This is a genomic window from Hoeflea sp. TYP-13 (genome assembly GCF_040932035.1).
Taxonomy (GTDB): domain Bacteria; phylum Pseudomonadota; class Alphaproteobacteria; order Rhizobiales; family Rhizobiaceae; genus Hoeflea_A.
In genome coordinates, this window is record NZ_JBFRBB010000003.1 from 634,078 (window position 1) to 656,050 (window position 21,973).

General features: G+C 58.2%; 21 protein-coding genes. 10 read left to right on the plus strand and 11 right to left on the minus strand.

The features are described 5' to 3' along the window. Positions 1-18 precede the first annotated feature (18 nt). From ABVT35_RS20035 to dctP (ABVT35_RS20045), 3 genes are all read right to left on the minus strand, one after another. Positions 19-1,356 (minus strand): TRAP transporter large permease subunit, encoded by a 1,338-nt coding sequence (locus ABVT35_RS20035; protein WP_368468768.1) that lies wholly within the window; start codon positions 1,354-1,356, stop codon positions 19-21. Between the two features lie 5 nt (positions 1,357-1,361). Next, positions 1,362-1,856 (minus strand): TRAP transporter small permease, encoded by a 495-nt coding sequence (locus ABVT35_RS20040; RefSeq protein ID WP_368468770.1) that lies wholly within the window; start codon positions 1,854-1,856, stop codon positions 1,362-1,364. Positions 1,857-1,917: 61 nt separating this feature from the next. Then, positions 1,918-2,916 carry a TRAP transporter substrate-binding protein DctP gene (dctP, locus tag ABVT35_RS20045; RefSeq protein WP_368468771.1) on the minus strand — a complete coding sequence of 333 codons (999 nt, stop codon included), beginning with the start codon at positions 2,914-2,916 and terminating at the stop codon, positions 1,918-1,920. 331 nt (positions 2,917-3,247) lie between these two features. Here dctP (ABVT35_RS20045) and ABVT35_RS20050 point away from each other — a divergent pair, with 331 nt between their 5' ends. Further along, the gene (locus ABVT35_RS20050; RefSeq protein ID WP_368468772.1) at positions 3,248-4,801 is read left to right on the plus strand and encodes a trimethylamine methyltransferase family protein; all 1,554 of its coding nucleotides are present in this window, start codon (positions 3,248-3,250) and stop codon (positions 4,799-4,801) included. Between the two features lie 8 nt (positions 4,802-4,809). Here ABVT35_RS20050 and ABVT35_RS20055 read toward each other — a convergent pair whose 3' ends face one another. Together ABVT35_RS20055 and ABVT35_RS20060 are read right to left on the minus strand one after the other, a co-directional pair. Next, positions 4,810-6,249, minus strand: a complete 1,440-nt coding sequence (locus tag ABVT35_RS20055) for a TrkH family potassium uptake protein (RefSeq protein ID WP_368468773.1) — start codon at positions 6,247-6,249, stop codon at positions 4,810-4,812. A 107-nt stretch (positions 6,250-6,356) separates the two neighbouring features. Further along, positions 6,357-7,298, minus strand: a complete 942-nt coding sequence (locus ABVT35_RS20060) for a LysR family transcriptional regulator (protein ID WP_368468775.1) — start codon at positions 7,296-7,298, stop codon at positions 6,357-6,359. A 126-nt stretch (positions 7,299-7,424) separates the two neighbouring features. Between ABVT35_RS20060 and ABVT35_RS20065 the strand changes: the two genes are divergently transcribed. The 6 genes from ABVT35_RS20065 (at position 7,425) to ABVT35_RS20090 (ending at position 13,062) form a co-directional block, all read left to right on the plus strand. Next, on the plus strand, positions 7,425-7,898 hold the full coding sequence (locus tag ABVT35_RS20065; protein WP_368468777.1) for a TRAP transporter small permease: 474 nt from the start codon (positions 7,425-7,427) through the stop codon (positions 7,896-7,898). Beyond that, on the plus strand, positions 7,895-9,193 hold the full coding sequence (locus ABVT35_RS20070; protein ID WP_368468778.1) for a TRAP transporter large permease: 1,299 nt from the start codon (positions 7,895-7,897) through the stop codon (positions 9,191-9,193). The genes ABVT35_RS20065 and ABVT35_RS20070 overlap by 4 nt, the downstream gene beginning before the upstream one ends. A 27-nt stretch (positions 9,194-9,220) precedes the next feature. Continuing rightward, a complete protein-coding gene (gene dctP / locus ABVT35_RS20075; RefSeq protein WP_368468779.1) occupies positions 9,221-10,213 on the plus strand; it encodes a TRAP transporter substrate-binding protein DctP in 993 nt (330 codons plus the stop codon). A 71-nt stretch (positions 10,214-10,284) separates the two neighbouring features. Then, a complete protein-coding gene (locus ABVT35_RS20080; protein ID WP_368468781.1) occupies positions 10,285-11,397 on the plus strand; it encodes an NAD(P)/FAD-dependent oxidoreductase in 1,113 nt (370 codons plus the stop codon). After that, positions 11,378-11,680 carry a (2Fe-2S)-binding protein gene (locus ABVT35_RS20085; RefSeq protein ID WP_368468783.1) on the plus strand — a complete coding sequence of 101 codons (303 nt, stop codon included), beginning with the start codon at positions 11,378-11,380 and terminating at the stop codon, positions 11,678-11,680. The genes ABVT35_RS20080 and ABVT35_RS20085 overlap by 20 nt, the downstream gene beginning before the upstream one ends. Next, positions 11,677-13,062 carry an NAD(P)/FAD-dependent oxidoreductase gene (locus tag ABVT35_RS20090; RefSeq protein ID WP_368468784.1) on the plus strand — a complete coding sequence of 462 codons (1,386 nt, stop codon included), beginning with the start codon at positions 11,677-11,679 and terminating at the stop codon, positions 13,060-13,062. The genes ABVT35_RS20085 and ABVT35_RS20090 overlap by 4 nt, the downstream gene beginning before the upstream one ends. Before the next feature lie 12 nt (positions 13,063-13,074). Here the strand turns inward: ABVT35_RS20090 and ABVT35_RS20095 are convergent, their stop codons facing one another. From ABVT35_RS20095 to ABVT35_RS20110, 4 genes are read right to left on the minus strand one after another with little or no spacing between them, the layout of a single operon-like run. Continuing rightward, positions 13,075-14,349, minus strand: a complete 1,275-nt coding sequence (locus ABVT35_RS20095; RefSeq protein ID WP_368468786.1) for an NAD(P)/FAD-dependent oxidoreductase — start codon at positions 14,347-14,349, stop codon at positions 13,075-13,077. 55 nt (positions 14,350-14,404) lie between these two features. Continuing rightward, entirely contained in the window at positions 14,405-15,907 is a 1,503-nt protein-coding gene (locus ABVT35_RS20100) for an aldehyde dehydrogenase (RefSeq protein ID WP_368468788.1), read from the minus strand. Between the two features lie 2 nt (positions 15,908-15,909). Continuing rightward, a complete protein-coding gene (locus tag ABVT35_RS20105; protein ID WP_368468790.1) occupies positions 15,910-16,815 on the minus strand; it encodes a dihydrodipicolinate synthase family protein in 906 nt (301 codons plus the stop codon). Between the two features lie 11 nt (positions 16,816-16,826). Further along, entirely contained in the window at positions 16,827-17,537 is a 711-nt protein-coding gene (locus tag ABVT35_RS20110) for a GntR family transcriptional regulator (protein ID WP_368468792.1), read from the minus strand. 286 nt (positions 17,538-17,823) lie between these two features. Between ABVT35_RS20110 and ABVT35_RS20115 the strand changes: the two genes are divergently transcribed. The 3 genes from ABVT35_RS20115 to ABVT35_RS20125 all read left to right on the plus strand — a co-directional run bounded on the left by ABVT35_RS20115 (position 17,824) and on the right by ABVT35_RS20125 (position 20,338). Next, the gene (locus ABVT35_RS20115) at positions 17,824-18,792 is read left to right on the plus strand and encodes a GlxA family transcriptional regulator (protein ID WP_368468794.1); all 969 of its coding nucleotides are present in this window, start codon (positions 17,824-17,826) and stop codon (positions 18,790-18,792) included. An 80-nt stretch (positions 18,793-18,872) separates the two neighbouring features. Continuing rightward, a complete protein-coding gene (locus tag ABVT35_RS20120) occupies positions 18,873-19,607 on the plus strand; it encodes an SDR family NAD(P)-dependent oxidoreductase (protein ID WP_368468796.1) in 735 nt (244 codons plus the stop codon). Then, positions 19,604-20,338, plus strand: coding sequence for an SDR family NAD(P)-dependent oxidoreductase (locus tag ABVT35_RS20125; protein WP_368468798.1), 735 nt, complete (start codon positions 19,604-19,606; stop codon positions 20,336-20,338). Before ABVT35_RS20120 ends, ABVT35_RS20125 begins: the two co-directional genes overlap by 4 nt. A 15-nt stretch (positions 20,339-20,353) precedes the next feature. On the opposite strand, the gene ABVT35_RS20130 is transcribed toward ABVT35_RS20125, so the two are convergent. Both ABVT35_RS20130 and ABVT35_RS20135 read right to left on the minus strand, forming a co-directional pair. Beyond that, positions 20,354-20,851 (minus strand): GAF domain-containing protein, encoded by a 498-nt coding sequence (locus ABVT35_RS20130; RefSeq protein ID WP_368468799.1) that lies wholly within the window; start codon positions 20,849-20,851, stop codon positions 20,354-20,356. Positions 20,852-20,855: 4 nt separating this feature from the next. Next, a complete protein-coding gene (locus tag ABVT35_RS20135; protein WP_368468801.1) occupies positions 20,856-21,968 on the minus strand; it encodes a M24 family metallopeptidase in 1,113 nt (370 codons plus the stop codon). Between the last annotated feature and the right edge of the window lie 5 nt (positions 21,969-21,973).

Consider the following 21,973-nt stretch of genomic DNA (forward strand, 5'->3'; position numbering starts at 1 on the left):
TACCTCCAAGCCCCGATGCTATCTGCTGAGTCCCGGCAGCCACAACGCTATTCCCGGGAACAGGATCAAAAGTGCCACCAGAATGATCGCGCAGCCCATGAACGGCAATGCGGCGACATAGATATCCCGCATCGTCGTATCGGGCGGCGAGACCCCCTTCATGACGAAAAGCAAAAGGCCGAAGGGCGGGGTCGTGAAGCTGATTTCCAGTGCCAGGAGCACGATCACCGCGAACCAGATCAGATCAAGGCCGAGCGTCTGGGCCAGCGGAAAGAAGATCGGAACGGTCAGCAGCATCATAGAGAGCTGGTCCATGAACATGCCGAGCACAAGCAGGATGGCGAACATGACGAGCAGCATGGTGATGGGCGCAAGGTCGAAGGCGGTCGCCCACCGGATCAATCCGGATGACGCGCCGGAAAAAGCCAGCAGTGCGGAAAAGGTAGCCGATCCGAATATGATCAGCAGCGCCATGGTCGTTACTTTGAGCGCACCCTTGACTGATTTAATGATGCTGTCCCATGTGAGCGAGCGGTAAAGGACCGCAAGGACAACGACACCCAGGCACCCGAATGCCGCGCTCTCGGAGGGTGTTGCAATGCCAAACATGATGACCAGGATGACGCCGATAACGATCGATACCATGGGTATAATGTCAAAAACGACCAGGCGCAGTCGCTCCTTCCAGCCAATGGGCTGAACCTCATAGGCGGGTGCCGCGCCGGGGTCGAATATCGCCATTCCAAGCACAAGGATCACGTAGAGGCCGGCCAGCATGAGGCCCGGAACAATGCCGGCGATCAGCAGCGCGCCGATGTCGAGCTCTGCAAGTGTTGCGAGCAGCACGGCGAGTGCCGAAGGCGGGATCAGCATGGCAAGGCCGCCGGTGCCCAATATGGGGCCGATCGCCATGTGTTTCTTGTAGCCGCGCTTTTGCATCTCCGGCACCATGAGCGAGCCGAGCAGAGCGGTTGATCCCATTGAGGAGCCTGAAAGCGTCGCAAATGCCGTACCACCCGCAATCGTCACGAATGACAGGCGTGCCGGCAGGCGGCCCATGAGGTGGTCGACGGCGGTAAACATGCGGGTGGCAAGACCGGTGAAGAAGAAGATCTCGCCCATGAGCAGGAACATCGGTACCGGCATCAGATTGAAGCTGGTCACCGTCGGGATGGCATTGTTGGCCAACTGACCGATGCCACGGCTGACCTGTGTGGCGAGCGAGCCGCTGCCGCCCATGAAATAGGCCGCTCCAATCATGTTGGCCGCGAGAAATGCGATGGCCACCGGCATTCCGAGGAACATGAAAAACAGGATCATGCCGAGCAGGAAAAAAAGCGCTTCAAACCATTCCATTATATCTACTCGTGCACGCCCGGCTTGCCGGAATGGAGGATTTCCCGTCCGATGGTGAAACGGCCGAATTGTATGGCCATCAGCCCGAAGCAGATGGGCATTGCCCCAAGCAGCAGAAATTTGGGCATGTCCAGAGAGCGCATTTCCGCGTCACCGAACCGGTAGGCCTTTTCTGTTGCCAGAAACGTGTACCAGGTCAAAACCAGGCACACGATCACACACAGACCCGAAACGCAGCGGCTGAGGATCGGCTGAACCCTTTCGGGTACTGCGGCCGTCAGCAGTTCGATGAAGACATGCCCCTTCTCGCGGGCCAGCCACGGCGAAGCCGCCATGACGATGTACAAAAGCCCGAACTCGGCGAAAGTGAAGATGTGAGATGAGCCGGAAAAACCCAGCGTTCGGACCGTCGCGCTGAAGACGATCCCGAGCATGATGGCGACCAGATAGATGCCGGCCAAAACGGCCAGGACGTCACAAATGCGATCGATAATGCGCAAAATGTCCTCCCCGGGGACTGCGGCCGGGCGAACCCGGCCGCTGCTTGATGGTTACCCGATTTTATTCGGCCCCATAAAGCTTGCGCAACTGATTATAGGTTTCTTCGTCGCCTTCCATGCGGCCTTTCATGCGATCCCAGGCAGCATCTTCCGCGAGTTTCACATAGGCTGCACCGCCTTCGGGGCTGTGTGCAACAAACTCGACGCCGCGCTTTTGCAATTCAGCAGCGTCGTTAATCCGATCCTGCTCGCGGGCTTCATAGGATTTGCCTTCCCATTCGATGACAACATCCTGGATGATCTTTTGTGATTCCGGCGACAGGTTGTTCCAGCTGTCGAGGTTCACGATAATGCCGAGATCGGTGTTGTAGAACTGCGGGTCTACACGATATTTGAGAAACTGGTCCCACTTCAGCTGCATAAGGCCGATGGATGTCCACGCGGCTGAATCGACCACGCCCTTTTCCAGCGCTGCATAGACTTCGGTGGCCGGCATCGATGCCGTCGTCGCGTTCAGGGCCTCGAAAAATGCGTGATAGATAGGGTTGTCGCGCAGCTTGACTCCGGTCAGGTCGAGAATGCCGTCTTCATTGAATTTCGGCTCGTCCTTCATGTAGATGTGGAACTGAACCCCGCCGTCAACCCAGCCGAGGTGCTTGACGTTGAAGCGCTTCTGGTGAGCCTTGTCCATCAACTCGGCGCCGCCATTGGCGCGCGCTTCCATCGGCGTCACGCGTGATGCGACCATGGCATCGATTTCCGGCACGTTCTTACCGTAAAAGCTGCCGGGAATGTGAACCATATCGACAACACCGTCGCGCACAGCAGCGGGCTGCTGGAACATGCCGATGGCTTCAGGTCCGCCGCGCACTTCGATTTCCACGACGCCTTCGCCGCGTTTGTTGATTTCCTCAACCATCGACAGGAATGACTGCGTATAGACCAGGAATGGCGGAAAGGCGTGGACGGCTGTTATCTTGTCGACGGCAAAAGCCGGACCGGCCGCAATGACGGTGCCGATTGCCGTCGCAATGGCCGCGAATTTCTGAATCAGTCCCATTGAGAACCTCCCTTGTTCGGATCGCATCCATGCACCCGTTTTTATATGCATTTACATATAAAACGAATTTTCAAGCAGAAATCAATCGGCTTGTTGCAGTTTCGTGCAGACCCACAAGACAAACAGTAGCGCGTTGTTTCGGTGTTAGAAATAGCGGTTGATTTGACACAGGATCTTACCGCGACAGGCTTCACTCCAAATTCCGGCCGTAACCTGGTGCATTTCGGGACATTCAGGTGACGTGTCGCTTTTTGCCAGAAACCTTCGCTAATTTGATTGCCGCGCAAGTCTTTTCGGGGTCAGTTTTCCTCATTGGAGTGAGGACGATGTCATGACTGAAGCTGCAATTCGGCGTTCCGGCAGGGGTGGACGCAGTGCCCGGCGGGCGCAAAGGACTGCACCTGACTTTGCCATGCTGCCGGGTCTTAAGAGAAACCTGCCGCTGTGCGAGCCCATGGACGAGGAGCAGATCCACAAGATTGATGATGCCTCCATGGCCATTCTGGAAGAAGTCGGAGTCGTTTTCCGTGATCCCGTAGCGCTTGAGGACTGGAGAAAGGCCGGAGCCCGTGTCGACGACGAGCGCGTCCATCTCGACCGGGGCTTGGTGCGCGAACTGATCTCGACTATTCCCTCCGACATCACCTATCACGCGCGAAATCCGCAAAAGAACGTCAGGTTGGGAGGATCACATTCGATCTTCGTGCCCATGACGGGTGCGCCGTTCATCAGCGACCTGGAGGCAAAGCGGCGCTGGCCGACGCTTGATGATCTCGCCATGTTCCACAAGCTGGCCCATATGTCGCCGGCGCTGCATTCGTCCGCACACCACATCGTCGAGCCGATGGACCATGTGGTGAGCCACAGGCATCTGCGCATTACCTATTCGTCGATGAAATATTCAGACAAGACCTTCATGGGCATGACGACCAGCGCGAAAAACGCCGAAGATGTCCTGGATATGTGCGCTATTCTTTTCGGCGCGGATTTTATGGAGGAGCATCCCGTCACCACCGGCAACTGCAACGGCAATTCGCCGCTTGTGTGGGACGAAACCATGCTTGGCGCCATGCGCGCGTTTTGCCGCAGAAACCAGCCGGTTCTGTGCTCGCCCTTCGTCCTCGGCGGTGCCAATACGCCCGCTTCCACCGCGCCGACCGTGGCGCAGCTCAACGCCGAGGCGCTCAGTGCCCTTGCCTATACGCAGGTTATTCGCAAAGGCGCGCCTGCAATCTATGGACATTACCTATCGACGGTTTCGATGCAGTCCGGAGCACCGATGGCCGGCACGCCCGAAATCAGCCTGATGAATTTCATGATCGGTCAGATGGCGCGTTTTTATGGTGTTCCCTGGCGCACTTCAAACACGCTCGGCGGTGCGAAAACCTTCGATGCCCAGGCCGGCTACGAGAGTGCTGCGACGCTTTCGTCGGTTCTGCATGCGGGCGCCAACTATATCTGGCATTCGGCCGGCTGGAACGAGGCGGGTATGCACTGCTCGGTGGCGAAATTCGTGGTCGATGCCGAGCAGTGCGCCATGGGCTACCGCATGGCGGAAGGCGTGCGGTGGGACGATTTCGACGAAGCGCTTGCCGCTGTGCGCGATGTCGGCCCGGGCGGGCACTATCTCGGTCATCCGCACACGCAGGAGAATTTCGAAAGGGCGTTTTTCATGCCGAGGCTGTTTGACAACAACTCCGTCGAGCAATGGCAGGCCGAAGGCGCGAAGGAGATTACCGAACGTGCGCTGGAGCATGCAAAGCGGCTTTTGTCCGAATATGAAGAACCCGGCCTTGATCCGGCCAAGGATGAGGAATTGCGCGACTACATTGCCCGCCGCGAGCGCGAGATTCCGGCGGAGGATGCCCTTAACCAGGATTACTGAGCGGGGCTCTATTCCAGCCAGAAACCGGGGCTGAGTATCAGCAGACCACCAATGATTTCCAGCCGGCCGAGGATCATTTCGAACGCCAGCAGCCATTTGACGAAATCCGGAAGAGGCTGGAAGTTTCCGGCCGGGCCGATGATGGGACCGATGCCAGGGCCGACATTTGCGAGGGCTGTGATCGAGGCACTGAGGCTGGTCTCAAGGTCCAGGCCGGTCACCGAATAGGCCAGTGCGAAAAGGGCGAATGTGCCGGCATATAAAATGGTGAAAATCAGGATGCTTTCTGACACCGATTTATTCACGATCTGACCCTCAAAGTGCGGTTGGGCGATGCGGTGGGGCCTCACCATGATGCGTAGTGCGGAGCGCACGACACTTACCAGTATGACGATCCTGAATATCTTGAAGCCGCCGGCCGTCGAACCGTTGCATCCACCGATAAAGGTGAGCAGAAAAAGGGCTGCGACCGCCGCAGGTCCCCATAAAAGGTAGTCGGACGCCGCATAGCCGGTTGTCGTCACCACCGATACGACGTGAAATACCGAAAGGGTCAGCAGCTCGAACGGAGCGCCTGGCTGATGCCACCTGATCACCAGGAAAACGAACAGGCTGCTTGCCGCCAGTATTGAAACGAACCAGATGACCTGTTGCGTCGCCCGCACGCCCGATCTGTCCGTCAGCCTGATCAGGAACAGGAAGGGCAGGCTGCAGACAGTCATGAAAACGATGGCGATCCAGTCGATTGTCAGGCTGTCGAACCTGCCGAGCGACTGGTCAGATGTTGAAAACCCTCCGGTCGAAACCGTGGTCAGCGCATGGTTTGCGGCGTCGAATGCACTCATGCCGGCGAGCAGGTAGAGCATACCGCAGGTAAGCGTCAGCCCCCCGTATAACATCAGCAGCCGGCGGATGAATGGCTGCAGCGGTCCGACCGTCCAGGCCCTGTTTTCAGACGATTCTATCGAGAAAAGCTGCTGTCCCCCGACACGCAAGACCGGGAGCAGCCAGATGCCTATGACGATTATTCCGACGCCGCCGATCCATTGCAGCAGCGAGCGCCAGAGCAGCAGACCGGGCGGCAGGCCGTCAAGGTGGGTGAGTATGGTCGAACCGGTTGTTGTCAGTCCCGAGGCCGCCTCGAAGAAGGCGTCTGTGATGCTGATATCGAGCCCGCTTGCAAGCAGCGGGACGGCTCCCACAATGCTGAAGACGAGCCAAGTGACCGTTACCAGAATGAACGCCTCGCGCGGCCGCAGCCGCGTGTCCGTTCCCCGGAACGCAGCTTCGGTCAGACATCCGGCAAGGCCAAAGACGATGGCCGAAACCAGGAAGGCTTTCCAGTCCGGATTCCCGGCGGCAAGATCGGCGCTGGCAGGCAAGATCATGATGCAGGACACCATGATCAGAAGTCGGCCGATTGGCAGGATGATGGATGGATAGTTCATATTTCAGCTAGAAATCATTCCGGCGGGGCGTGCATCAATTACCTGAAAATGTGGTTGGTTTCCACCGGCATGGTTGCAAAGTTGATCGCTACCCTCCCGCGGCGGCTCTAGTCTGGCCCAAATTGACCCGGCGATCCGGTTGCGCTGTCGAGGGTGAGTATGGTCTCCGACAGCATTTCGCAAAAGTGTTCAGCGGCCCGGGAAAGCGGCCGGTGGGCTGGCGTGAGAATGGAAATCGGAAACGTCATAGTTGGTCTGAAGGGCACAAAGACCAGCGAGGGGTCCCGCTCGCGATAGATTTGATAACTTGCGGCCGTGATGGCGTCGCAGACCGAATAACACAAACGCTGTTCGACCAGTTCAAGCGCCGGAAGGAAAGTCTGCAGTTCGAAATGCTGGTTAAAATGCGCTTTGGCATCAGCGAAAGCAGCTTTGGTTTTCTGGAGCGTAATGTGGTCGGCAAAGAGCGCTGCCATCGGTTTTTCATGCAGATCGCCTGCAGACAGCCATTCCCGCGACGCCAGAGGGTCTTCCTTGTGAACGGCGCATACGCAGTTGAGTTCAAAGGTCTGCATGGAGATTGTGCCGCGCGGGGCAGGGGTTTCCGCCAGGCCGATGTCATATTGCTGTGAAGCGATCAATTCCTCGATAATGCGCGACGACCGCATCATGAGCGACATGCGGATGTTTGGTCTCGTCTTGACGAAACGCGACATCAGCCGCGGCATCAGGAAACCCGATGCAGCCGGCAGACAGGCAATACGGATGCGACCCCGTTCCAGATTGCCGATCTCCTGCATTGTCCGTGCCGATTGCGCCAGCCGGTCGAGTACGAGATTGGCCTCCTCGAGGAAATAATGTGCCTCTGGTTTCGGTATCAGACGTTTGCGTTCGCGAACAAACAGATCGAAGCCAAGTTCGCTTTCCAGATTGGCAATCATGGCGCTGACCGAAGGCTGGGTTCGCCCGAGCGCGCGCGCTGCCTGGGAAATCGACCCGGTGCGCATGACTTCGCGAAAGGTCCTAAGTTGCCGAAAAGACAGGTTCATATTCGAGAACATAGACAAAATCTATATTTTTAGCAATTTAAACAATTTGTTTCTATTAGCGGCAATGGTTATGCAGAAATAGCCGGCGGCCGTTCGGGTGGCCGGCCTGTTTGGGGAATGCCACTCATGGACAGATTTGCAAAATACCTGCTTACGGGTCTCATCTGTATCGTCGCCGGTGGGCAATTCGTACAGGTCGTGACGCGATACGTTCTGGAAATTCCGGTCATGGGACTGGAAGAGACGATGGTCTATCCGACCATCTGGCTGTACTTGCTTGGCGCCGTCAACGCTTCGCGCGAAGACACGCATATCCGCGCAAATGTGCTCGAAATATTCCTCAAGACGGAACGCCAGCATGCTGTTCTGGCGGTGATCGGCGAGGTGGTCAGCCTGGTTGTCGGCCTGTGGCTGCTGAGCTGGGCGTGGGATTTCACGCGCTATTCGCTGCGCGTCGGCAAGGAAAGCCCGACGCTGTATATCCCGACCTTTTACGCCGACGTGGCGCTCTTTGCCGGCATGGTGCTGATGATGCTCTACACCCTCCTGCACCTCGTCAAACATATCCGGATCATTCTAACGGCGGAGAAAGCACCGTGATCGAGATTGCTCTTCTTTCCGTCGTCGTTCTCGTTGTTCTGCTGACCCTCGGTGTTCCGCTGCCCTATTGCTTTGGCGCCGGGCTGATGGTCATGAGCCTTGTCGGCGGCACCACCATGAAAGGCAATATGCTTTGGGGTGTCGGACAACTGGGCAATCCCATTCTGCTGGCGCTTCCGCTGTTTGTGCTTTCGGGAGCGATCATGAGTGCGAGCGGCATTGCCGCCAGTCTGTTGCATTTCGTCAACATATTCGTCGGCCACATACGCGGCGGGCTGGGCGTCGTCGCGGCTGTGAGCTGTGCAATTATCGGGGCTATCTCGGGCTCGGGTCTGACCGGTGTCGCGGCGATCGGTCCGCTGCTGATACCGGAAATGGAAGAGCGCGGCTATCCGCGCGCCTATGCGACGGCGCTGGTCGCGAATTCCTCCATTCTCGGGCTTCTAATTCCGCCGAGCGTGACCATGATCATCTATGGCTGGGTCACCGACACGTCGATTCTTGCCTGCTTCCTGGCAACTCTTGGACCCGGCCTCCTGATCATGATTTCGTTTTCGATCGTCAATCTGATTATGGCGCGCAGGTTCCCGCTTGTTCTTGAGGCAAGGCCCGTGGGCAAGGAGTTCGTGAGCGAGGCGGCAAGCCGCATCGGCTCCGCGACGCCGGCGCTGCTGATGCCAATCATCATTCTGGGTGGCATTTACGGGGGCATCATGACCCCTACGGAGGCCGCCGCCGTTGCCGTCATCTATGCGATCCCGGTGGGCTTTTTCATCTATCGCGGTCTGACGTGGGACACTTTTCTTGCAGCGGGTAAGGATTCAGCCACAGCCGTCGGCGCCATCATGTTCATGATCCTTTTTTCGATGATGCTGTCACAGATGTTCGTCTTTGAAGGCGTGCCGCAGGCATTGGTATCGAGCGTATTCGAAATCACCCAGAACAAGGTGATTCTGCTGATCCTGATCAATCTCATGCTCTTTCTCGTCGGCATGGTGGTCAACGATGTGACGGCCATCATTCTGATTGCACCGCTGTTGCTGCCGCTGATGGCGGCGCTGGATGTATCGCCGGTGCAGTTTGCCGCCATTATGGGAGTCAACACCGCCATGGGCGGCGTCACACCTCCCTATGCTTCAATTCTATATTTCGCGGCCCGCATCGGCGGCGTGAAAGTCACGAAAGTCATCAGGCCGGCCATGATCCTGATCATCACGGGCTATGTGCCGGTTGTCTTTCTGACCTCTTTCTGGCCGGACCTTTCGCTCTTTTTCCCCCGTCTGTTCGGCTACTGACCAAACCATCAACCTGGAGGAACCATCATGAACAAGTCATTGATAGCGAGTGCAGCGATAGCTGCCATGGCACTCTTTCCAAGCCTTGCCGAGGCCGTTGAGCTGAAAATCAGCCATGTACGCCCGCAGGGCGCGCAGATCGATATCGATATCAACAAATATGCCGGAGACGTCGCAAATGCGACCGGCGGCGATGTTACGCTGAAGGTCTTCGCGGCCAGTGCGCTCGGCAACTATACAACGGTGCAGGAAAAAATCTCGCTCGGTGCGATCGATATGGCCATCCAGCCCGGCGCAGCGGGCACCGACCGGCGCATGCAGATCAGCTATTTCCCGTATCTTGCCAAGGACTATGGCCACGCCAAGATCCTTTATGGCGAGGGCGGAGCGGTTCGCACGGCCATCGAGGACATCTTCAAGGCGCAGGACATCACGGTCCTTGCTGCCTATCCGGTATATTTCGGTGGCATCTCCTTGAACCGTGACGCAGTCGATCCGGGCAATCCGGATGCCGCCAAGGGCATCAAGGTCCGCGTTCCGGGCGTGAAGAGCTTTCAGATGCTTGCCGACAATCTCGGTTACATCGGCTCTCCGATCCCGTTTTCGGAAGCCTTCACTTCGGTCCAGACCGGTGTTGTCGATGGTGTAATCGGTTCCGGTGCGGAAGGCTACTATGCCTCCTTCCGCGATGTCACAAAGACCTTCATCCGCGCTAACACGCATTTCGAGGTCTGGTACCTGATTATCAACACCGAGACGTTCAACGAACTTCCGGCCAAGGACCAGGAGGCGCTGAAATCCGCCGCCAAGACGTTCGAGGACAGCCGCTGGGAAGCCGCTGAACAGGATCAGGTTGCCAACGAGAAGAAGCTTTCAGATGCGGGCGCCACGATCGTTGTCCTGAACGACGAGGAACTGGCTGCCGCGGCAACCAAGGTGCGTGCTGAAGTGTGGCCGGAGGTCGTCGGTGATCTTGGCGAGGACTGGGCTAAGCCGATCCTCGATGCTGCTGCGAAGTAGTAGTAACCTGTCGCCGGGGCGGTGCCGACCAGGTGCCGCCCCGAGGGTCAACCTGGATGTGTCCGAGTGTGATGGAAACTGAATTTGCGATCATCGGAGGCGGTGTGGTTGGCCTGTCCGTTGCCTATGGGCTGCGTAAACTCGGCAAGCAGGTGACGGTTTTTGACGAAGGCGACACGGCCTTTCGGGCTTCGCGCGGGAATTTCGGGCTTGTTTGGGTGCAAAGCAAGGGGCTGAACCAGCCAGCCTACGCACGGTGGACAAGGCGTTCGGCCGCTGCCTGGCGCGATTTCTCGGATGAGCTTTCGCGGCAGACCGGAGAGGACCTGAAACTTGTTCAAAACGGAGGGTATATCTTCCATCTGGATGAGGAGGAACTCGACGCCGAGCGCAAGAAATACGAACAGTTGAAGACGGAGCTGGGTGGCGACTATCCGTTCGAAGTCATGGGAGCCAACGCCCTCAAAAGGGAAGAACCGCATATCGGTCCGAAGGTGGCCGGCGCGCTTTTTTGTGCAGAGGATGGACATGTCAATCCGCTCGGCCTGCTGCGCTCGCTGGCGGATGCGGGACGCAAAAGCGGCGTCGTTTTTCACGTCAATTCCAAGGTGACGGAAATCACGCCGGCTGTCGGCGGATTCGATATCCGCGTTGGATCCTCGCGGGCATATTTTGCCGAAAAGGTCGTTTTGACAGCCGGCCTCGGAGCAATGCAGCTCGGGCCTTCCCTTGGCTTCAGGACACCGATCAGGCCGCAGCAGGGGCAGGTGTTGATTACGGAAAAAATGCCTAAACTCCTCAATCGCCCGTCGGTCGAAATCCGGCAGGTCGATGAAGGCGGCATCCAGATAGGCGCAACCAAGGCCGAAATCGGTCTTGAAGACGGCGAAACGCTGCAGGAGACCGCCAAGCTGGCAAGACATGCCATCGATATTCTGCCAGCCCTTGCCAAGGCAAAACTGGTGCGCAGCTGGGCGGCGCTGCGGATCATGTCCCCCGACGGTTTGCCGATTTACCAGCGATCGGGGTCATGCCCCGGCGCGTACTTCATAACCTGCCATAGCGGCATCACCCTTGCCGCGGCGCATAGCGAGTTTTTGCCGAAATGGATCACGGGTGAGGCGGATGCGCCCGATCTGTCGGTGTTCGGCGAGGAGAGGTTCGATGTTCAAGCGGCTCAGTGATCACGGCGCGAAAACTGTCCGGTTTACCTTTGACGGTCAGACCGTTTCGGCCCGCGAGGGAGACACAGTGGCTGCTGCACTTTTTGCCGCCGGCTATGCTTCGATCAGAAAGACCCCAGTGCATCTTTCCGAGCGCGGACCCTTTTGCATGATGGGTGCTTGTTACGACTGTCTGGTCGAAATCGACGGCATCACCGTGCAAGCCTGCATGACCCCCGTTCGACCGGGCCTGGTTGTCAATCGCGCCGCGCCGGCACACACATTCAGCGGAGATGCCGGGTGAATACCGTTGATGTTGTCATAATCGGCGCTGGTCCGGCAGGGATGGCCGCCGCCTCGCAAGCAGCTGATTTCGGCGCCAGCGTTGTCTTGCTGGATGAACAGTGCGGTCCCGGCGGGCAAATCTACCGTTCGATAACCGGGATCGATCCCCAACGGGAAAAAATTCTGGGAAAGGACTACAGCAAAGGCCGTGCCCTGGCTGGTGCCCTGCAGCACGACAATATCCGCTACACCGGGCGGGTTACAGTTTGGCGGGTCGATGGCGACGGAACCGTTACCTATTCCAAAGGCGAGAAGTCAACACGGATCAAAGGGCGTCAGATCATCATTGCAACGGGTGCGCTCGAGCGGCCGGTTCCGCTGCCCGGCTGGACACTGCCCGGGGTGATAACCGCAGGGGCTGCGCAAATCCTGCTGAAATCGACGGGGCTGGTTGCCGATAATGCGGTTCTTGTGGGCTCGGGGCCGTTGCTTTATCTGCTGGCCGCTCAGATGATCGCCGCCGGAACAGCGCCAGCGGCGATGATCGAAACCCAGAGTTTAAAAAGTCACCTTTCCGCATGCGCCCATTTGGGTGGGGCGATACGGGGTTGGCGGATGCTGGCAAAGGGTGTTCGTCTGCTTGGCGAAATACGAAGGGCCGGCGTTCCGCGTTACAGGGCGGCGCAGGCGATCCGCATTGCCGGTACCGAAAAATCCAAGACGGTTTCCTTCAGGTCCGGCGGCAAAGACCGCAGCGTCGCCTGCACAACGGTGTTGCTGCATCAGGGCGTTGTGCCGAACACCCAGATCAGCCGGTCTCTCGGTCTGGATCATGACTGGAACGCTGCGCAGCGGTGTTTTCATCCGCGCACCGATCAATGGGGCGAAACGACAAATTCCATCTTCAACATTGCGGGTGACGGCGCTGGAATTGCCGGCGCGAGCGCCGCCGAATATGCAGGCCGCTTAGCCGCTTGCAACGTCGCGTTCAAGCTTGGTCTCATTGTAAAATCCCGCCGGGATGAATTGGCCGCTCCCATTTTCAAGCAGCTGGCGAGTGAGCGTGCCGCCCGGCCATTCCTCGATACGCTTTACATGCCGCCTGAGGAAATCCTGCGGCCAGCAGACGACACGCTTGTGTGCCGCTGTGAAGAGGTGCGCGCCGGCGATATCCGCCGCTATGCCAGGATCGGCTGTGTCGGACCCAACCAGACCAAGGCCTATGGCCGCTGCGGAATGGGGCCCTGTCAGGGGCGCTATTGCGGTGCGACGGTGACTGAGATTCTTGCCGCGGAAAACGAACTCCCGCCGGACGAGATCGGATCGTATCGTATCCGCTCGCCGCTCAAGCCTGTGACCCTTCAGGAGCTTGCCAGTCTTTGTGATACAACAGCCGACTGAACGAGCGCTGGCCTATTCGGCTCCCGCCCGCCATTCCTTCCACCGCAACAGGGCGTTGGCGCCGAGAAACGCAATGGGTTCGGGCGGCAGGCGCCGTGGCTCCGGCTCACTCTGCAACGTCGAAACGGTTTCAGTCCGTACGCCGCTGCACAGTTCCGCGGCCGCCAGACCCGAGAGGGTTCCCCTTGCTGTTCCAAGCCCGTTCTGGCAGCAGGCGGAATAAACACCCTCCTCGATTTCGCCGAACGCCGGCACATTGTTCCAACTCAGGCACAAATGCCCACCCCAGCAATATTCCATGCCGGTGTCTGACAGCATCGGGAAGCGGTCGAGGAACTTTTTGCGGTGAACGCGCGCAACATTTTTCAAATAGCCGTCGGTAACTTCCATGGACGGGTTATAGGAAAAGCGGGAGCGTACAACGATGCGGTTGCCGCTCGACCCGCTGATCCTGCGGACCGTTACACCCATTGGATCCGCCGGCGTAACGGCCCAACTGGACTGACCGCCAAGCGCGCGAACCTGTTCGCCGGTCATCGCATGAGTCATCGAGGCATAGGTAAAGACATGCATCAGCCGGCGTCTGAAGAAACCAAAACTTTCCGCATGGCCGTTGACCGCCAGGATCACCTTTAGCGCGGCGACACTGCCCATATTGGTTTTCAGCTTCCAAGAATTCAGTTCGCGCCGTATTTTGACGACGGGTGAGTTTTCATACAGATCAATCACGGGCCTCAGGCCGTCTGCCATTGAGCGGATATAGGCCGCCGGCTGCAGCATGACGGTGTGCGGTGTATAAAGGCCGGAGCGGAAATAGCCCGAGCCCGTCACGGCTTTCATGGCGTCGGCGTCTAGCAACTCCGACGGCTCATCCATTTTCTCAAGATGCTCGGCGAAATCCTGATTATGCTTGTGGCCGCTTTCACTTGCCGCCGCGTTGATTTTGCCGCTGGGATCGAAAATCTCACGATCCATTGCGTATTCCTCGGCTGCGCTGCGGGCAAAATCGATGCCGGTGCGATTTAGCCGGATTTGCTGTAGGTCGTTTTGTCCGCTGCCGGAGTAATTGTCCGAGGAAAGATCGTGCGGCAGGTCGATCATGAAGCCGGAGTTGCGGCCGGCCGGGCCTTCTGCGACGCGTGAGGCTTCAAGGACCGCAATCTTTGCGCCCGGATTAAGCTGCGCCAGACGCCGGGCCGCTGACAGGCCGGCAAAGCCGGCTCCGATGACGGCAAAATCGGCCGATACATGCCGTTCAAGCCGTTCGGGCTGTGCCCGCGGCGGCAAAATTGCGTTCCACGCGGCAGGTCCCGGAAATCGTGGAACCCGCCGGGCACAATATTCAGCCAACCGTTTCATCCTGTCGGTCGCTCAGATCGATCCAGATGGTCTTGAGCTGGGTATACTGGTCGTGAGCATGAAGGGAATTGTCGCGCCCGCCAAAGCCTGATTGCTTGTAGCCGCCAAAGGGCGTGGTGATGTCACCTTCGCCGAAGCAATTCACCGTTACGGTGCCGGCGCGCAATGCCCGTGCGCCACGCAACGCCCGTTTGCCGTTGGCCGTGAAGATGGACGCGGCAAGCCCGTATTCGGTGTCGTTGGCCATGGCGATGGCTTCGTCAAATCCTTTGACTGTAAGAACGGAAAGGACCGGGCCGAAAATCTCCTCGCGCGCCATCGGGTCATCATTGCCTGAGAGTTCTACGATGGTGGGTTCGACGTATACGCCATCGTGAGAGGCGCCGCCCAGAAGCACCTTTTGCCCGCTCTCCAGGTAAGAGCAGACCTTGTTGAAGTGGTCCTTGGATACAAGCGCGCCAACGCGGTTTTCGGGACCGAGCGGGTCGCCCACGGGCCACTCCCGGGCATGGGCAAGCATGTGTTCAAGCAGCCTTTCCTTCACACCTTCCTGCACGATAAGCCGCGAGGACGCGGAGCAGTTTTCGCCCATATTCCAGAACGCGCCATTGATTACGTGGGCTGCTACCAGGTCAAGATCCTCGGCATCCTCGAGAACGACACAGGGATTCTTGCCGCCCATTTCAAGGATCACCTCCTTGAGATTGCTGTCGGCTGCATAACGCAGGAAGCGGCGTCCCGTCTCGGTCGATCCGGTGAAGGACACGACATCCACATCCATATGTCTGCCGAGCGGTTCGCCGACTTCAGGCCCGGTTCCGGTGACAACGTTGAATACACCGCGCGGAATACCTGCTTCCATGGCAAGTTCAGCGATGCGAAGGGCGGTAATCGAGGTTTCCTCGGCAGGCTTGACGATCACCGAGCACCCGGCTGCCAGAGCCGGACCGATCTTCCAGGCAAGCATCAGCAGCGGGAAGTTCCACGGAAGCACAAGGCCGACGACACCGACCGGCTCGCGCACAATCATTGCGACATGATCGTCTGAAGCGGGCGGCATCTGGTCGTAGATCTTGTCGATCGCCTCGGCATGCCATTTCAGGCAGTGGATTGTTTCCGGCACGTCGACGGTTTCGCAGTCGTAAATCGTCTTGCCGCTATCGATGCTCTCCAGAACGGCAAGTTCGCGGGCGTTGCGTGTGATCAGCTTGCACAGGCGTATCAGCACATCCTTGCGGTCCGAGGGCGGCAGGCGCGACCAGCGGCCATCGTCAAATGCTTCCCTTGCTTTCAGGACAGTATAATTGACATCTTCAACACCGCAGGCGGCAATATCTGTCAATTTCTCGCCGGTGGCAGGATTGATGGTCTCGAACGTGTCGCCGGATGCGGCTTTTTTGAAACCGCCGTCGATGAAGGCGCAATTGGGAAAATCGATTGCCTTTGAAAGTGCCTGATATTCCTGATGGGTCAGAAGGTCTGCCATGGTCAGATTTCCGCTTCGATGCTTGCAACGGTGGTTTTAAGGACACGCAAGACCTGCTCAAGCTGGCGCTTGTCGTCCTTGTTCAGTGCTTTAAGGGGAGGACGCGGCGGTCCGGCGCCCATGCCTGCAAGTTCAACGCCGTGCTTGACGCACTGGATGAATTTTCCGCCCTGTTCGAGGACCCGCATCAACGGCATCATTGCCGACATAATCTTGCGGCCCTTGTCGAAATTGCCCTCGACGGCACAGGCCCTGTAGAGAGCAATGTGTTCTTCGGGCAGGAAGTTCGAGCCGGCGCAGACCCACGACCGCGCACCCCAGGCAAAGAACTCAAGCGCCTGGTCGTCCATGCCGCAGCTCAACTGGATCTGCGGATAGTCGCGGGCGAGCAGATGCACGCGGTTGATGTCGCCGGAGCTTTCCTTGATGGCGCAAATATTGCTGGAGCGGCCGACGCGGTCGAGGAACTCCTCGCCCATATTGACGCCCATGCGTCCGGGGTAGTTGTAGAGCATGATGGGCAGACCGGCGGCGCGATCGATTGCCAGTGCATTGAGCGCATTTTCCCGCTCCGTCGGCACGGAGTAGGGGGGCGAGCCGACGAGAATGGCATCGGCGCCGGCTTTGCGGGCTTGCCTTGCAATTTCGAGGGAATCCTCCTGCCTGATCGCGCCCGTGCCGATGATCAGCGGCAGACGGCCGGCAATGACTTCCTTGGCCAGATTGAGCAGAGATACGCGTTCATCGACGCTCTGCGCATAATATTCGCCGGTGGAGCCGCCGACGATAATGCCGTGAACGCCGGCGGCGATCAGATGGTCCGCCATGGCGGCGAAGGCGTGGTGGTCGATGTCTCCGTCAACTGTGTGCGGGGTGATGATCGGCGTGTAGATGCCTTCGAATTTCATTTTGTTCATCCTCACGCTTGACGAGCCGGGCTCGCGACATCGAGAGGAATGTCGAGCCCTGCGGGCGTGACATAGAGTTCGATCTGGTTTCGCGACAGTTCCCAGTGTTCAACGGCCAGCCGGGCGATGGACTGATCGTCGCCGACCTCGATCAGGGCGATGAATTCGTCGTGCTGTTCTGCGGCTGCCTTGAGATTTTCAGCCATCTGTCTTGAGCGGGGTTTGTAGAAGGTCATGCCGATACGGGCATGATCGATCAAGAGACGCGTCAAGCTCGGCTCCAGATAGATATTGTCGGCCATTTCACCGATGATGGCATGAAAGCGCTCATTGTTGAGCGCGCGACCTTCGACATCGCCGCTTGCGATTGCAGCGCGGAACTGCTTTTGCGTTTCCTTCAGTTTCTGGATCTGCAGGTCCGTTGCGTTCTTTGCCGCCAATTGCGAGACGGCCGAATAGATCATTGGTGCTGCAATGAAAAAATCGCGCAGCGTTTTGTGGTTCATGCCGGAGACCTTGGCGCCGCGGTTTTCCACGAGCGTGATGTAGCCTTCGCCCGCCAGCTGGCGCAGGACTTCGCGAAACGGCGGACGTGAAATCTCGTAAGCCTGGCTCAAAGCCGCCTCGTCAATGTCGCTGCCCGGCTCCATTGCCATAGTCAGGATCTTGCGCTTCAGATCCGCATAGCACCGCGCTTTTCTTACCCTCGCTTCGTCTTTCATTCCGCTTTCCTTGAGCATGGTCACTTCGATTGCGATCCGGCCTGATTGTTTGTGCATTGTAAAAAGAATTCAAAAAAAATACAATTATAATTCAGAGTGGAAATCTGAGGTGATTTGTGGTTCCCTCAATTAAAGTGAACGGTCCGCCAAGATCGGCGCAGCAGCGTTTCCCTATAGTGCCGGGAGCCGGGCTGGCGGTTATGGGTTGCCGTTTGCGGGCTGCGTTTGCCGACACAAGACGCGTGAATTGAGAGCGAGTTGACGCTTCAGGGAATTTCGGAGACCAATGCTGCAAGACACAGAGAGTTTTGTGTTTTTACTGATTGAGGATTTTTCGCTGTTGGCTTTTGCCAGCGCCATCGAACCCCTGCGCATTGCAAACCTCGTTTCGGAAAGACCGCTCTACAGCTGGACGCTTGCGGCTGAAAACGGCAGAACCGCGCGCTGTTCAAACAACTCGATCACACAGGTCGATCAGGGACTTCAGCCACTGACCCGCAGCGACCGGCTTTTTGTCGTATCCGGCATCCATGTCCAGGCCCGCATTACCGACAGCATCTGCGGCTACATTCGCCGGGAGGTGCGTCGCGGCGTGCGGCTCGGTGCAATTTGCTCGGGTGCATATGTCCTTGCGACGGCCGGTCTGCTTGAAGACGTTCCCTGTGCGATCCATTGGGAATTTCATGACGGGTTTACCGAATCCTTCCCGGGCGTGCCCTTGCGGAGAAGCGTATTTGTCGCCGACCAGAAAATCATCACCGCCTCGGGCGGTGCGGCATCGGCTGACCTGATGCTGCACCTGATATCGAAAAAGCACGGATCCGATCTTGCCGTCGAGGTTGCCAATCAGATGGTCTACAACTCCGTGCGGCCGGAAACGGCCGAACAGAAAATTTCCTTCCAGTCCCGGCAGGGCATGCGCAACGAAAAGCTGGCAAAGGCCGTGAAGCTGATCGAGGACAATCTGGAGGAGCCGCTGCCGCCTCCGGCGATCGCGGAAATGCTGGGCATTACGACGCGGCAGCTTGAGCGGTTGTTCGGGCGTTACATGAACTGCTCGCCCAAAAAATTCTATGTGGACATGCGGCTGCAAAAAGCGCGCAACCTGCTCCTGCAGACGGAGGATTCGATTACGGAAATTTCCATGGCCTGCGGCTTCAACTCCACGGCGCATTTCGCAAAGGCGTTCAAAACCCAATTCGGCACTCCGCCGGGGTCATATCGAAGCCTTCGAAGCGAGGCGGAAACGCAATGAACCCCGTCTTTTTTTCAGGAATGCGGTGGGAGGCCAGAGCCGGATGGCCTCGGCCTGCAAGGTCATATTGAGGAGATGGCATGCACTATTTTGAAGGAAAGCACGCGCTCGTAACCGGCGCTGCCGGCGGCATCGGTGCTGCCATTGTCGGCATGCTGCGGGAACGCGGCGCGCTTGTGGCGGTCGCCGACCGGGATGTTACTGGCGTGGATGGCGAGGCGCACCTGCCCGGTGATCTCACCGACAGCGCCTATGCCGACGCATTGCCGGCTGCGGCGGCGGAGGCACTCGGTGGTTTGGACATCGTCGTAAACAATGCGGGGATCATGCGCCGCGGGCCTGTGACGGCAAGCAGCGATGAAGATTTCGCCATTTCCGTTGCGGTCAACATCGAGGCGCCTTTCCGGATATGCCGGGCGGCGATTCCGCTTATGGCGAAAACCGGAGGAGGGGCCATCGTCAATACGGCATCGTGCTGGGGTGTGCATCCGGGGCCGGATCATGCGATCTACTGCATGACGAAGGCCGCGATCGCTTCTTTGACGCAATGCATGGCGCGCGATCATGCCCAAGAGGGCGTACGCATAAACGCCGTTTGTCCCAATGAAGTCGACACGCCCATGCTGCGAACGGGCTTTGAACAGCGCGGATTCGATCCGGCAGGCGCCGTTGCCGAACTTGATAAATCGGTACCGCTTGGACGTATCGCCCAGCCAGATGACATTGCCGATGTGGTGTTGTTTCTGGCCTCCGACCAGGCGCGCTACATGTGTGGAGCGCTGGTTGAAGTCAACGGTGGGAAATCAGTGTCATGAAACGATTTGACGACAAGGTCGCACTGGTGACCGGCGGGCGCAGCGGTATCGGCCGGGCAATCGCAACGCGACTGGCGGAGGAGGGCGCGCATGTCTTTACCGCCCAGCGGGGCGAAGACGATGCGTTTGACTGGATCGCTGCCGATTTCGCGGATCCTGAAAGCCCCGGCCGTGTCGTCGGTCACGTCATCGAAAATGCGGGCGCGATTGATGTTCTGATCAACAATGCGGGCATGATGCAGGAAGCCGGTATCGAGGAGATGTCCCTGCCGGACTGGAACCGCACTTTGCAGATCAATCTCACCGCGCCGTTCCTCATGATAAAGGCCGCACTGCCGTATCTGCGTGAAAGCCGCGGCTCGATTGTCAATATCGGATCGATCGAAGGACTGGGATCAAACCCGTCGCACGCGGCCTATTGCGCTTCCAAGGCGGGGCTTCACGGGCTTACGCGCGCGGTGGCTGTGGACCACGGCGCAGAGGGTATCCGCTGCAATGCAGTGGCGCCGGGCTGGATCGATACCGATCTCAACCTGGATTTCATTGAGGCTATGGGAGATCCGGTGGCTTTTCGCCGAGATATCGGCAATATCCATCCGGTCGGGCGCACCGGAAGTCAGGAAGAGGTAGCCGCGCTGGTTGCATTTCTGGCGGCGGAAGAAAGCGGCTTTATTACCGGCCAGATTTACACGGTAGACGGCGGCAGGATGGCCAAGCTCAGCCAGCCTTGAATGACAGGAGCCAATCTATCGATTGGCAGATTTGAGGCGGTGGAAATCGGCGATGGTGACTGCAAAGAGAGGCAATTCGGCTTCGAGAATGTGGGCGGTTTCATTGTCATAACTGCCCGGCCTGTCCATGAGATTGAGCAGACCGATGGTCTGATCGGCAACAACGACCGGGTAATTGACGAGGGACCCAAGCCCGATACCGGCAAACCCGTCGAAGTCGGGCAGCCATGCAGCAATTTCGTCGGTGTTCGCGGCTATAATTGGCGCTCTATTGTCGAACAGCTGGTCGAACCAGGGTGATTTTCGGATCTCATCTGCCAGCCCTAGCGGATATCCGGCAGTATCGGTGGAATAGATTCGGCGCAAATGGGTTCCGGAAATGTCGGGTGCGAGAATTGTTAGCAGCTCGAAGCCGACCAGCGACTTCAGCCGCCGGGCTGTAAGATCGCACAAAGCGTCAACATCACCTTGCATGGCGTACTGCAACACGAGCGGGTATTCCAGCCGTTCCATTTCGTCAGCCGATAATGGTCAGTTCACGGTCAAATCCGCTCAGGGAAATGCTCCCCTCATCGGTAATCAGAACATCGTCCTCGATACGCACGCCGATGTCGCCCGGGCGGTAAAGGCCCGGCTCTACTGTGAAAACCATGCCGGACGACAGTTCCTGCCGGTTGCCTTCCATGATCTGCGGCGCCTCATGCACGTCGAGACCGAGGCCATGACCGGTCTTGTGGACAATCAGATCGGCAAAGGGTGAATCCCTCAGCACTTGCGTCGTTGCCGCATCGACATCGTGCGCGGTGAGGCCGGGCGCGGCCACGTCGCGGCCTTTGGCATTGGCCCTTTTTACGGTTTCGTAGATTTCGCGGTGTTCGTCGCTGGCATGGCCGCAAAAGAACGTACGGGTGAGATCGGCACTGTAACCTGCATAGAGCGCACCGAAATCGATCAGCAGCGGATCGCCGTTTTGCAGGCGGCGCTCACCACTTGGTTCGCCATGCGGATCAGCAGACATGCCACCGGCGAGCACAATCGCCTCGAAAGCAAAGCCTTCGGCACCGTTTTCAAGCATGGCGACCTGCAGCATCTGCTGGATTTCGCGTTCGCTCATGCCGGCGCGGACTTTCGCAATGGTGGAGCCGAGTGCCGCTTCGCTGATGGCAATGGCCCTTTGCTGGCATTCGACTTCGGACCGGTCCTTTTGAAGACGGATACCGGCAATGAGCCGCTGCGCGTCGTCCACGGAGCCATCGCCGAAATGCTTGCGCAGAACATTGCTTTCGAACACCCGCATGCGCTGGCCTTCGACGCCGAGCTTTGCGGCTTTCATGCGCGCGGCGATGCGGGAGAACGCCTCGTCATAGCCTTCACTATCCTGCCAGTATTCGGTGTCGACGCCGGGCATGCCGGCCTGCCAGCGGTTTTTTTCAAGTTCCGGAATGACGCCGTGCAAGCGACCATCCGCGCTGACGAGCAGGACGGTCGGGCGTTCCATCAGGTGGAGGTTGATACCCGTCAGATAATAAAAACTCGGCCCCGGCACCAACGCCGCGCATTCCAGGCCGTTGTTGCCAAGCACATCGACGAGCCTTGCGATACGTGCCTTCAATACCGACTGCTCAACCATCGTTT

What these genes read in the sequence shown, in the direction of transcription:
- ABVT35_RS20120 (WP_368468796.1), top strand. Translation starts at nt 18,873, where the DNA reads ATGCACTATTTTGAAGGAAAGCACGCGCTCGTAACCGGCGCTGCCGGC.
- ABVT35_RS20105 (WP_368468790.1), bottom strand. Translation starts at nt 16,815, where the DNA reads ATGAAATTCGAAGGCATCTACACGCCGATCATCACCCCGCACACAGTT.
- dctP (WP_368468779.1), top strand. Translation starts at nt 9,221, where the DNA reads ATGAACAAGTCATTGATAGCGAGTGCAGCGATAGCTGCCATGGCACTC.
- ABVT35_RS20065 (WP_368468777.1), top strand. Translation starts at nt 7,425, where the DNA reads ATGGACAGATTTGCAAAATACCTGCTTACGGGTCTCATCTGTATCGTC.
- ABVT35_RS20035 (WP_368468768.1), bottom strand. Translation starts at nt 1,356, where the DNA reads ATGGAATGGTTTGAAGCGCTTTTTTTCCTGCTCGGCATGATCCTGTTT.
- ABVT35_RS20100 (WP_368468788.1), bottom strand. Translation starts at nt 15,907, where the DNA reads ATGGCAGACCTTCTGACCCATCAGGAATATCAGGCACTTTCAAAGGCA.
- ABVT35_RS20050 (WP_368468772.1), top strand. Translation starts at nt 3,248, where the DNA reads ATGACTGAAGCTGCAATTCGGCGTTCCGGCAGGGGTGGACGCAGTGCC.
- ABVT35_RS20135 (WP_368468801.1), bottom strand. Translation starts at nt 21,968, where the DNA reads ATGGTTGAGCAGTCGGTATTGAAGGCACGTATCGCAAGGCTCGTCGAT.
- ABVT35_RS20060 (WP_368468775.1), bottom strand. Translation starts at nt 7,298, where the DNA reads ATGAACCTGTCTTTTCGGCAACTTAGGACCTTTCGCGAAGTCATGCGC.
- dctP (WP_368468771.1), bottom strand. Translation starts at nt 2,916, where the DNA reads ATGGGACTGATTCAGAAATTCGCGGCCATTGCGACGGCAATCGGCACC.
- ABVT35_RS20110 (WP_368468792.1), bottom strand. Translation starts at nt 17,537, where the DNA reads ATGAAAGACGAAGCGAGGGTAAGAAAAGCGCGGTGCTATGCGGATCTG.
- ABVT35_RS20115 (WP_368468794.1), top strand. Translation starts at nt 17,824, where the DNA reads ATGCTGCAAGACACAGAGAGTTTTGTGTTTTTACTGATTGAGGATTTT.
- ABVT35_RS20055 (WP_368468773.1), bottom strand. Translation starts at nt 6,249, where the DNA reads ATGAACTATCCATCCATCATCCTGCCAATCGGCCGACTTCTGATCATG.
- ABVT35_RS20080 (WP_368468781.1), top strand. Translation starts at nt 10,285, where the DNA reads ATGGAAACTGAATTTGCGATCATCGGAGGCGGTGTGGTTGGCCTGTCC.
- ABVT35_RS20130 (WP_368468799.1), bottom strand. Translation starts at nt 20,851, where the DNA reads ATGGAACGGCTGGAATACCCGCTCGTGTTGCAGTACGCCATGCAAGGT.
- ABVT35_RS20085 (WP_368468783.1), top strand. Translation starts at nt 11,378, where the DNA reads ATGTTCAAGCGGCTCAGTGATCACGGCGCGAAAACTGTCCGGTTTACC.
- ABVT35_RS20125 (WP_368468798.1), top strand. Translation starts at nt 19,604, where the DNA reads ATGAAACGATTTGACGACAAGGTCGCACTGGTGACCGGCGGGCGCAGC.